Genomic DNA, 231 nt, shown 5'->3' with positions numbered 1-231 from the left:
CAGGCGAGGAAAATGTCTATCCGGTATTAGCTACCGTTTCCGGTAGTTATCCCAGTCTCACAGGCAGGTTACCTACGTGTTACTCACCCGTCCGCCGCTAAGCTTCAGGAGTGCAAGCACTCCATCAGCTCCGCTCGACTTGCATGTATTAGGGACGCCGCGCGCGTTCGTCGTGAGCCAGGATCTAACTCTCCGTTAAAGTTAGTTTGACTTGCTCATGTATTGCTGACG

The 231-nt window shown here is 52.8% G+C and carries 1 rRNA gene; it reads right to left on the bottom strand.

Annotated elements, in window-relative coordinates:
• Window positions 1-199 (bottom strand): 16S ribosomal RNA (locus M3650_RS31695); the annotation flags it as partial.
• Window positions 200-231: the final 32 nt, after the last annotated feature.

Origin of the sequence: Paenibacillus sp. MER TA 81-3, from assembly GCF_023713585.1 — a bacterium.
GTDB classification, from domain to species: Bacteria; Bacillota; Bacilli; order Paenibacillales; family Paenibacillaceae; genus Paenibacillus_B; species Paenibacillus_B profundus.
This window is presented reverse-complemented; position numbering and strand designations above follow the sequence as displayed.